This is a genomic window from Nostoc sp. CHAB 5715 (genome assembly GCF_020829685.1).
Classification (GTDB): domain Bacteria; phylum Cyanobacteriota; class Cyanobacteriia; order Cyanobacteriales; family Nostocaceae; genus Nostoc.
In genome coordinates this window covers 1-11171 of sequence record NZ_JAIVFR010000109.1, presented here as the reverse complement: position 1 = coordinate 11171, position 11171 = coordinate 1, and the positions used below count along the sequence as shown (strand labels likewise).

Here is an 11171-nt window from a genome sequence, read left to right as displayed (position 1 = left end):
GTCTTTGAACTCCGTTAACGAGTCTTTGAACTCCGTTAACGAGTCTTTGAACTCCGTTAACGAGTCTTTGAACTCCGTTAACGAGTCTTTGAACTCCGTTAACGAGTCTTTGAACTCCGTTAACGAGGCTTTGAACTCCACTCAAGTGCTCCTCATCCCCCACTCCCCACAACCCGCATCAAATCCAATTCGCGTTCAAATATTTCATCAATTGGCAACATTTGACCATCAACAGTCATAAATTTATGGTCTTTTGTTGCCCGAATTATTGAACCATCTTCCAAGCAATACTCAAACACCTCTTGTTGTCCGCGATCGTGCCACTGTGCTATAGGTTGGGTGTAAATATTTCTATTATTATCAACGCTGTACACAGTACACTCAATGCCTTTTTCTACAATCTCTCCAATCAGCAATAATCCATATTCTACTGTCAAGATTTCTGTGTCATAGCTTAAACAATATTCAGCAAACTTTAACATTTGCTCAAATAATTCATCCGCAACTTTTTTCTGAACACCGTTTTTCGCTGCGCCATCCACGAATTTTTCTCGCTGCTTTTGCATCTCAGAAACTTTCTTTTTACCCATTGCCCGACGCAGCAAGTCAGCTTGTCCTAAAGAATATCCCGCCATATCCTGAGCAATTTTCATGATTTGCTCTTGATAGACCATAATTCCATAGGTTTCGTCTAATATTGGTTCTAAAATGGTATGTTGATAATCAATCTGTTCTCGACCATGTTTACGGTCAATAAATTTAGGAATCAGTTTCGCATCTAATGGCCCAGGTCGATAAAGTGCCAAAATTGAAGAAATATCTTCTATATTAGAAGGTTTCAAATCTTCCACGATTTGACGCATCCCAGAAGATTCTAATTGAAATATCCCTTCTAAGTTACCTGCTTCTAATAATTCATAAGTTTTTCTCACTTCGTTAGGTAGGGCGCTATGTTCACCTTTAGCTAATATCTTCTGTGCTCTTCTTTCCTGGTAGGTGATTTCATCAGGATCAACAGGATATCCTTTAGTTTCTTGAATTAAATCAAGGGTTTTTTGAATTAGCGTCAGGTTCCGTAAACCCAGAAAATCCATTTTTAACAAACCCATTGATTCTAGGTCTTCCATGAAATACTGGGTAATCACCGAACCGTCATTATTCTTTTGTAGAGGGACAATTTCATCAAGTGGATCGGCAGAAATTACTACACCGGCTGCGTGAACACCAAAAGTTTTGTTAGTTCCTTCAATTCGCATTGCCATATCAAGCCAATGGCGAACATGGGGTTCTTTCTCATATTTTTGTTTAAACTCTGGTTCTGGAGTTTGGTCGGAAATCATCACCTTGAGTTTCGTTGGTTTTCCCCGCACTACAGGAATTAATTTCGCCATTTTGTCAGCTTCACCATAGGGAATATTTAATACCCTGGCGACATCTTTCAAAACGGCTTTAGAAGTTAGGCGGTTAAAAGTAATAATTTGGGCAACTCTATCTGCACCATATTTATCAGTTACATATTCAATTACTTTATCCCGTTGTTCAATACAGAAATCCGTATCAATATCAGGCATAGATTTACGTTCTGGGTTCAGAAAACGTTCAAATAGTAACCCATGATGCACAGGGTCAATGTTGGTAATTCGCATCGAGTATGCAACTAATGACCCAGCCGCAGAACCCCGACCTGGCCCCACAGGAATGTTATTATCTCTAGCAAATTTGATGTAGTCCCATACCACTAAAAAGTATTTGGAAAAACCCATCTGCTGAATCATTTTCAGTTCGTATTCCAATCTTTCTTTATAAACGGAATCGACTTCATTGCGAGATTTGCGATTTAACCGTTCTAAAAGTCCACTCCATGCAACATCTTCAGCGTAAGTGTCAGCAGTATGACCAGAAGGAATGGGGGGTGTAGGAATCTGAGGCTCACCCATAATATTGTAAGGCTCGACTTTAGCGGCAACCTCTTCAGTAGTGGCGATCGCTTCGGCAATTACATCATCCGGTAAATGGTCACGAAATAGCTGCTGCATCTCCTCACCAGATTTGAGATACTCTGTGCCGCTATAACGCATCCGCTTATCTTCAATAATTAGCTTACCAGTTTGAATACATAGCAAGGCATCATGGGCTTCAACGTCAAAACAAGAAATAAAATGCGAATCATTGGTAGCAACAAATTTAATCCCTAGTTCCCGCGCAATTTTGACGATTTCAACATTCACAATCCGGTCTTCTTGGGAACCGTGATCTTGAATTTCTAGATAATAATCATCACCAAATACATCTTTATACCACTGAGCAACTTTTCGGGCTGCATCTGGTCTACCACTGAGAATTGCTTGGGGAACTTCTCCACCCAAGCAAGCGCTGGTGACAATCAAGCCTTCATGATATTGTTTTAGTAAATCTTTATTAATACAAGGACGAGAAAAAATTCCTTTGCCTTGAACACCTTTGAGGTGAGAAATAGTGGTTAATTTGACTAAATTTTTGTAACCTTTGGTATTTTTAGCTAAAACGACTTGATGATATTTCGGACGGCGTTCTTGTTTCTCGATATCGCCGTTAATTACATACATTTCATTGCCAATAATCGGCTTAATATTTTGACTACGGCAGATTTTGAACAATTCAACCGCCCCATACATGACACCATGATCGGTAAGGGCGATCGCTTTCATTCCCAGTGCGATCGCTTGATCCACCAACTCTGGTAGCTGACTTGCCCCATCAAGTAGACTGTAGTCACTATGAATATGTAAAGGGACAAAGGACATAAGCATCTCCAACCACAAGCCAAGATATCTCTAGAGGTCTACCTTGTGGTATACCCTTTCGAGCTAGATTTTGCAAAGCAACGAAATCTTAGATTAACAGTTTTTACCTAAAATTAAAGCTGTTATTTTTCCGAAATTGTCACTGTCATAAGTGTTGTTTTAATAGTTACAGCAATTAATCAGCATCTAACTAATGATTCAAAAAGAGAGTACTACTTCGCCTAAAACCAAAGCTAGCCCTTGGTGGCAGCGTATCCCTCTCACATTGCAAATTCTCATCGCCCTAGTAGCCGCAGTTAGTGTTGGAATTGCCCTTGGTGCAGGGAATCCCAATCCAAGCAATGCCACTTTAATCAACAATTTAGCAATTCCGGCAGAGTTGGTGCTAAAGGCTCTCCGCGCCCTAGCTACGCCCCTGATTTTGGTAGCGGTGCTGCACACCTTAATGACTACGAATATCCCTGGTACAGCCGGACGGCGGTTAGCAGTGCTACTTTTAACTAACACTACTGTAGCTATTTTAGTTGGGCTTCTCGTAGCAAATGTGCTGCGTCCAGGGACTTGGGGCAATGTAGCCACCTCAACAACTACAGAAATAACTACTCAGAGTGTTGATCCTTGGGGAATAGTCAAAGATGCTGTACCGGAAGCTGTCCTGAAGCCATTAGTTGATAATAATGTCATCCAACTAATTGTGATTGCCCTGAGTTTTGGCATCGTCCTGCGGGCATTAAAATCTGAACAAATTGCTCAAGGAAAAAAAGGATACCAGCCGATAGAGGATGTCATCGGGATTTTGTTTGAGGCGGTAGTCCGTGTCCTCAACTGGGTAATTGCCTTAGTGCCTTTGGCAGTCTTTGGGATTGTTGCTAAAACAGTTGCTATGCAAGGATTTGCACCGTTTAAATCTTTGGGTGCATTTATCGTATCGGTGCTATTAGCGCTGTTATTGCAGGCGTGCTACTACCTTACCAGAGTAAAATTTGGTTCTTGGGTACACCCGCTAAAATTCCTCGTTGGCGGTTCTGATGCCTTTTTGACAGCTTTCTCAACTTCTTCCTCTGCGGCGGCAATGCCCGTAACCTTTGAGGTTTTGCAAACAAAAGTCGGTTTAAGAGAATCTTCTGCTGCCTTGGGGGCATTAGTAGGGGCAAATTTCAATAATGATGGTACTGCCCTCTATGAAGCAATGTCTGCATTGTATATTTCCCAACTAATTGGGCAACATCTGAGTCTAGGACAGCAGTTAATTGTTATCCTTACCTCAATTTTTGCATCTGTAGGTGCGGCGAATATTCCCAATGCTGGACTGGTAACGATGACACTGGTGTTCACTTCTGTAGGCTTACCTACCCAATATATTGCTTTGCTAGTTACTGTAGACTGGTTTCTGGATCGCTGCCGCACTGCGATTAATGTTATGGGAGATATGACTGTCAGTGCTTTACTTGATGGCAAAAAGCCTCATTCTGTAGACGAGGCTTAGTTTTACGGCTTTTGAAGTATTTAATGCTGTTGAGGCCCTTTGGCATCACATTCTTTAGCCCAGCAGCGTTCTAGAAGTCGAAGACGCCAGATCAATGCAAAGCGTTGGGGATTCAATACTAATTTAGTATCCTGACTAAATAAAGGCTGATTCAGATAGTGCCAAAGGGGAAATTGAATTTTGGTGTGTTTTGGAGTCATAAGAACAACAAATATTATAAAAGTTTAGTGGTGAAAGTTGGCATTTTGTTTAACAATTGCCTGATGCTGTTTTTCTAGTTAAAGGCTACACTGCGTTTTTGCAGTTGTCCTGGTGGCAATTGCGGAATTTCAGTAAGTGAGTTTATGTTGTTTCCGCTTTAATACTGAAATTGCACAGTCAATTCATCTGTTACAAAGATTTTTAGAAGCGATCGCATTGCCATCCAGAATCTTCACTCGGTAGTGTGGCGTTGAGGTGTCGAATTATAGTTTACAAAATATTTGTAATTTCTGTTACTAACTGTGAATTTATAGTCAGTTTGATCGTAAGGCTGGTTCTATAGTAATTATTGCTTTTTAATGGGAGCAAAGTCTTGCTCCCATTAATATTAGAGAATAGTAAAATTAGCGACAGTGAGTGTTGTGGTACTAATGCCAGTTAGCGTTGCCAAGATTTCATCAGTAGCAGTCACTATGATGTTGTTACCAGCGAAACTTAGTTGATTGAAGGTCAGACCACCAGACAAGCCAATCAAATCGTTGCCTTTGCAAAAGTCGGTAATAATATCAGTACCTTTTCCAGCAGCGAAGACAAATTTATCCTTGCCATTACCACCCGTGAGGATATCGCTACCAAGACTACCGCACAAAAGGTCGTTACCATTGCCGCCATTGAGGGTGTCTTTGCCATTACCACCGTAAAGTTTATCTTTGCCATTGCCGCCATTGAGGTAGTCATTACCAGGAGTGCCGTGGAGGACATCATTGCCGTTGCCACCAAAAAGGCGATCGCCTACTTGGATAGTAACTTTAGCAGTGCTGGTGAGTTGGCGATCGCTAATGGTGTAGTTAAAGCTAGCCGCACCACTAAACCCACAAGTTGGGGTAAACACAATAAAGTCATCTGCTGAGTTATTGGGAGTGCCGTTATTTTTCAGCACCGCAGTGCCGTTAGTTGCAGCGCTGACACCAGTGATGGTGAGGCTGGTGCTATCAACATCTTTATCATTAGCCAGCAAGGTATTAGCTTGTATACTCACAGCAGTATTTTTGGAAGCAGTAACAGTATCATTGACTGCAACTGGTGCGTCATTCACACCGTTGATGGTTAGGTTGACGCTAGCTGTACTACTAAAGCTACCATCGCTGATTGTGTAAGTAAAGCGATCGCTATCGGTTTCACCTACACCCAAAGTTTCAAATTGATCGTTGGGGTTGTAAGCAAAAGTGCCATCAGCGTTGAGAGTCAGTAAAGCACCAGAACTTAGGGTAATAGGAGTGCCAACAGTCACCGTACTACCATTGACATTTGTCACCGTTAAGGGATTGCTATCCGGGTCGCTGTCGTTGGCTAAGACTGAAATGTTAAGGGCAGTATCTTCGTTAATAGTAGCTGTGTCGGCAACTGCGACTGGAGGTTGATTAGGAGTTGTAGTAGTGGCAAAGCCAAAAATGACGTATCTCTTTCCATCAGGTTTAGTGTAGATTCGATCAAAACCTTGCCCGATACTCACGTCATCAAAGCCATCGCCGTTGAAATCTCCGGCACTGCTGACCCAGGAGCGTGAGTAGCTATCTACGTTAATGGCTTTAATCACCAAGCCGTTGCTGCCGTTGAGATCCGAGAGATTGAGCACTGCTCCAAAGCCACCGCTGCTGCCAAACACTACGTAGTTCTGCTCAGAATATTTTGCGCCGATAATTAGGTCATCAAAGCCGTCACCGTTGAAATCTCCGGCACTGCTGACCCAGGAGCCTAAACCGTCACCTGGAATAATGGGGTTGATTACGAAGCTGTTGCTGCTGTTGAGGTCTGAGAGACTGAGGACTGCTCCAAAGCCGATGCTGTTGCCAAACACTACGTAGCTCTCCCCAACAGTCTCCGGTCCGCGGATGTTATTTGTTGTCCAGATAACGAGGTCATCAAAACCGTCACCGTTGAAGTCTCCGGCGCTGCTGAGTGTTCCATCAATGTCGTTGATAAAGCCGTTGCTGCCGTTCAGAGATGAGAGGCTAAAGACCGATTCAAAGCCACTGCTGCTGCCAAAGACCACGTAGCTCTCCCCAGCAAATGACTCGGCACCTGGTGCTTTAATAATCAGGTCATCGAAGCCGTCGCCGTTGATGTCTCCGGCACTACTAACAGAGGAGCCTGAGTAGTCACGCTCATCAATACCATTGATCACGAAGCCGTTGCTGCCATTGAGGTCGGAAAGGTTGACAACTGCTCCAAAGCCGTTGCTGCTGCCAAACACTACGTAGCTCTCCCCAGCACGTTCTTTACCGTTGGGGTCGGCACCTGTCGCCCCGATAATCAAATCGTCGATGCCATCACCATTGAAGTCTCCGGCACTACTAACGGAGTGGCCTGAGTAATCACGCTCATCAATGCCGTTGATTACGAAACCGTTGTTGCCATCCAGGGACGAGAGGTTGAGAACTGATCCAAAGCCGTTGCTGCTGCCAAACACTACGTAGGTCTCCCCAGCATTATACTGTCCGTTAGGATCGGCAAACAATGCCCCGATAATCAGGTCGTCGATGCCGTCGCCGTTGATGTCTCCGGCACTGGTGACAGAGGAGCCGAAATCTTTACTTACATTGATCACGAAGCCGTTGTTGCCATCCAGGGACGAGAGGTTGAAAACTGCTCCAAAGCCGTTGCTGCTGCCAAATACTACGTAGTCATCTGCTCCCGCCTGAATAATCAGGTCATCGAAGCCGTCGCCGTTGATATCTCCGGCACTACTAGATGATGCGTCTGGGTAAGACCAAGCGATCGCAAAACCATTGTTGCCGTCAAGGTCAGAAAGGTTGAAAACTGCTGGATTAGATGCCATTGCTCTTGATTCCTCTAAATTATTAGAAATTTTGATCCGCTCCCACCGTTACTACTCGCCGAATTTCGTCGCTGCGAAATCCGATCGCCATTGGACGACGTACCCCCAAAAGTGCTACCACGTCATATAATTCCAGCACTACCCCCTCCATTCGCAGGGAATGAACAATATCGCCGCTTCTCAGGTCAATCACCAGTAACGCGCAGCGAGGCTCAACGTTTTTCTGGTGCAATTTCTCGTCTAGGGGCAAACCGCTAAAGGTCTTGTTATGCCTGGGTTGGGAAATTCCCACTACTGCAAAGTTGCCATAAAATACACAACCGCGCAGATATCCCGGACAGAAGGCGACTGGTTCAAAAACTCCCCGCTTTAAGTCGGCAAAGCCAAACTCTCCCGCGCCTGAGTTGAGCAGCCAGAGTTTTTCCTGATGCCATCGGGGGGAGTGGGGCATAGACAGCCCCTGTAACACGATTTCATTGCTTTCTACGTCAATGACACAGCCGCCATTTGCCCGATGCTCTCGCCAGCCTTCTCCTACATCAGACTGGCTGACGGCAGTGACGTATTTAGGTTTTCCTTGCTGCATTGCCAACCCATTCAGGTGACATCGATCTTCCGCCGCTAGCTTGCTGATAAAGGTTGGTTGCCACAGAGGAACGAAACTGTGGGTTTCGCTGACTGTTGCCAAACAACTAAATAAGGTATTGACAAATACTAATTTTTGTGGATTTAAATCTTTTTCTTCTGCTCTACTCAAAGCGATGTCGTGAATATCCAAATCTCCTGTTACATAACTCATCTGGGGCAAATAAAGAGCATCGTAGCCTTGGTGGTTTTGTCCGGGTTGGATGATGTTTTCAAATCGCCACAGTTGATACAGGGAACTCATGTAGAGGCTGTTGCCATTAGCATACAACCCCATGCACCGCTCAAAACTACGTTCAAATACAGATAATTTGCCGTTTGGTTGCAAGCCGATGAAGAATAACTTCCCCGCTTGATAGGTAGTGAAGGACAAACTCAGGTTTTGCTCATACAGCCAAGGGGTAAACTGGCGAGAAGCGTTGATTTCTAGAGATGGTTTGTTAATGTTGCCCTCATTAGGATTCACTTGGCTTAGACTCCTTGATAACTCTGGTGTTCGGTCGGTGATAATTTCGCCGCAGGGCAAGGATGCTCCTACTCTTGGATGTAAGCTAGGCAATACACCAGCAACAGCAGTTCCGTCATCTGCTTTGAGCGATCGCACTCGGCACATTTCCTAGCCACTGGTTCCTCATTTCAGAAATCTACCAGAGTTTTGTCGGAGTCCTTTTAATACAATAGATGGTTTTGTAATATAAAAGTATATCGTGTGTAATCTAAAACTTAAAACTTCCAATATCTGTCTAGAGATAGATAGCTTAGTACAGCTTTGCGTAAAATCGTAGCGTTTTTAATGCAAGGGGACGCATTGGCATTGTCAGCCGATGCATTGGCATTGTTAGCCGATGCATTGGCATTGTCAGCCGATGCATTGGCATTGTCAGCCGATGCATTGGCATTGTCAGCCGATGCATTGGCATTGTCAGCCGATGCATTGGCATTGTCAGCCGATGCATTGGCATTGTCAGCCGATGCATTGGCATTGTCAGCCGATGCATTGGTATTGCAGGGTATTGTCAAATTTAATTCGCTACGAATTAATGAAATGCTGTACTTAGTCAATAACTAAAATTCTCTTGGGCGGACTCTGCATCTTGACAAAAAAATGGGACGGACAAGATGTCCATCCCACAGGAAAAAAAGGATTTTTCTAATAAAACGCCTTGGCTATATTTAAGCTAAAGCCGTTCCCTTAAGTTACAGCGCTTTTCAAGTAATTGAACTACACCACTCCCTACTCCCCACTCCCTACTCCCTGTCTCATCTGTGGTCTAAATACCTGAAAAATGCTGTAAATTTCTCACTATCTAATAATGAGTGCCAGTTTTACGATGGTTGATAGCAGTTACAGCATCAGGCTTGAGTAATTTACCTTCATCCACAGTTGCATACACAACCCAGTGGTCGCCACATTCCAGACGTTGGTTGACTGAACATTCCAAATATGCTAACGCGTCGGTGAGGACGGTACAGCCGTTATCTGCAACTGCTGTACTAAAGTTGGCAAATCGGTCTTCCCCAGGCGCAAAAGATTTACGGAAATGCTTCATGTAGTCTTGATGATTGCCTTCAGGTAAAATATTTAAGGCAAACTTACCGCCTGGATACATCAAAGATTCGATCGCTCGGTCTTTGGCGATCGCAACAGTTAATCCGGGTGGGTTGAAGGTGGCTTGAGAAACCCAAGCGCCTAACATTGCGGTAGACACTTCTCCTTGTTTCGCTGTCACCACGCAGACGGAACCAACAATCCGACCAACAGCCTGTTCCACTGGAGTAGCGGCTTGTTGTGGTACGCGTACCTTTTTAGCCTTTTTCAGTGCTTGGGCGAAGTCTGTACCAAGTTCTTCACAGAACTTGAGAGTGACATCATCAGGTTTAAACTTGACCTTCAAGGTGTCAAAGCCAAACCGATATCCAGCATCCCGGAGTTTACCTTCGATTAAGTCAAATGCTTCGCCACTCCAGCCGTAGGAACCAAAAACCCCAGCGAGTTTGCTGTTGTCACCGCTTGATAGCACAATACCTAAAGCAGTATGAATAGGAGTTGGCGCATGACCACCGATGGTAGGAGAACCAATGATAAAACCCTCTGACTGTGCTAGGTTGATGCGAACTTCATCAGGGGTAGCAAATTCGCAGTTAATCGATTTGACTGCAACTCCACCTTTAGTTAGTCCCAGAGCGATCGCTTGTGCTAAAGTCGCCGTATTCCCGTAAGCTGAAGCATAAAGTAGGGCAACGGAAATCTCGCGATCGTTGTGAGAACGGCTCCACTCTCCATAAGCTTTGGTAAGTTCAATTAAGCCGGTGCGTACTAAGGGGCCGTGACCCACAGCATACATTCTCACCTGCAAATCTGAGATTTTCTCCAAAGCTGCTTGCACATGAGGAATTTGGGGAGCCATCAGGCAGTTAAAGTAGTAACGCTGGTCTTCTTTAAGCGCTTCCCAGTTATCATCAAACACTTCATCACCACAGAGATGAGTTGCAAATAACTTATCTGTGTAGAGAATTTGGGTTTGCTGATCGTAGGTACAAAGTCCTTCCGGCCAACGTGGACTGGGAGTGGGTAAGAATTTCAAAACATGACCCTTGCCTAAATCCAGAGTTTCTTTCCCCCGCATCACCAAGACTTTCAAATCACAATCTAGGAAAGCAGCACGCAAATTGTTCGCACCGGGAAGAGAACAGACAAAAGTTACCTGTGGTGCCAGTTCTAAAATTGCTTTGAGGGTTGCAACTCGATTGGGACTAAAATGACCCAGGATTATATAATCCAAACTTTGCAAATCTAAAGTCTGCCGCAATACCTCTAAATAAATTTCGGTAAAGCTTTCTGGCGGTGGATCAATAAGTGCGGTTTTATCAGCTTCAATTAAATAGCAATTGGAGGTAGTACCTCTTTCAAGTGCGTATTCAATTTCAAACCGCAGACGTGACCAACTACGCGCTCTGACAGCTTTAGTATTTGTAGCAATTGGTAAAACTTGTACGTCGCGTGGCTTGGAATTGGTCATAGCGTTTGAAGAATGGGGAGTGGGGAGTGGGGAGTGGGGAGTGGGGAATGGGGAATGGGGAGTGGGGAATGAGTTTTTTGTGTTTCTCAAATGTCTTGATATCCGTCAAAATATATTTGACACACTAATACGTTAACATGGCTAAACATCTTGGCTAAACCATAGCCTGAAACCCTTGCTATAGCTTGGGCGTTTTT

7 protein-coding genes and 1 pseudogene are annotated in these 11171 nt (G+C 44.2%); 2 read left to right on the top strand and 6 right to left on the bottom strand.

Annotated features, from left to right (window positions below):
- Both LC574_RS08525 and LC574_RS08520 read right to left on the bottom strand, forming a co-directional pair.
- Window positions 1-163, bottom strand: a pseudogene (locus LC574_RS08525) (hypothetical protein); the annotation flags it as partial.
- On the bottom strand, window positions 153-2783 hold the full coding sequence (locus LC574_RS08520) for a DNA polymerase III subunit alpha (protein ID WP_229452876.1): 2631 nt from the start codon (window positions 2781-2783) through the stop codon (window positions 153-155). The gene LC574_RS08520 and the pseudogene LC574_RS08525, both read right to left, overlap by 11 nt.
- Before the next feature lie 193 nt (window positions 2784-2976).
- Between LC574_RS08520 and LC574_RS08515 the strand changes: the two genes are divergently transcribed.
- Window positions 2977-4269: a dicarboxylate/amino acid:cation symporter gene (locus tag LC574_RS08515; RefSeq protein ID WP_229452869.1), complete on the top strand. Its 1293-nt coding sequence runs from the start codon at window positions 2977-2979 to the stop codon at window positions 4267-4269.
- A gap of 20 nt (window positions 4270-4289) precedes the next feature.
- Here the strand turns inward: LC574_RS08515 and LC574_RS08510 are convergent, their stop codons facing one another.
- The 3 genes from LC574_RS08510 to LC574_RS08500 all read right to left on the bottom strand — a co-directional run bounded on the left by LC574_RS08510 (window position 4290) and on the right by LC574_RS08500 (window position 8558).
- The gene (locus LC574_RS08510) at window positions 4290-4469 is read right to left on the bottom strand and encodes a hypothetical protein (RefSeq protein WP_229452867.1); all 180 of its coding nucleotides are present in this window, start codon (window positions 4467-4469) and stop codon (window positions 4290-4292) included.
- Between the two features lie 389 nt (window positions 4470-4858).
- Entirely contained in the window at window positions 4859-7309 is a 2451-nt protein-coding gene (locus LC574_RS08505) for an Ig-like domain-containing protein (protein ID WP_229452865.1), read from the bottom strand.
- A 22-nt stretch (window positions 7310-7331) separates the two neighbouring features.
- Entirely contained in the window at window positions 7332-8558 is a 1227-nt protein-coding gene (locus tag LC574_RS08500) for a TIGR03032 family protein (RefSeq protein ID WP_229452864.1), read from the bottom strand.
- 189 nt (window positions 8559-8747) lie between these two features.
- Here LC574_RS08500 and LC574_RS08495 point away from each other — a divergent pair, with 189 nt between their 5' ends.
- Window positions 8748-9023, top strand: coding sequence for a hypothetical protein (locus tag LC574_RS08495; RefSeq protein ID WP_229452862.1), 276 nt, complete (start codon window positions 8748-8750; stop codon window positions 9021-9023).
- A 238-nt stretch (window positions 9024-9261) separates the two neighbouring features.
- On the opposite strand, the gene LC574_RS08490 is transcribed toward LC574_RS08495, so the two are convergent.
- Window positions 9262-10974 (bottom strand): diflavin flavoprotein, encoded by a 1713-nt coding sequence (locus LC574_RS08490; RefSeq protein ID WP_229452860.1) that lies wholly within the window; start codon window positions 10972-10974, stop codon window positions 9262-9264.
- Between the last annotated feature and the right edge of the window lie 197 nt (window positions 10975-11171).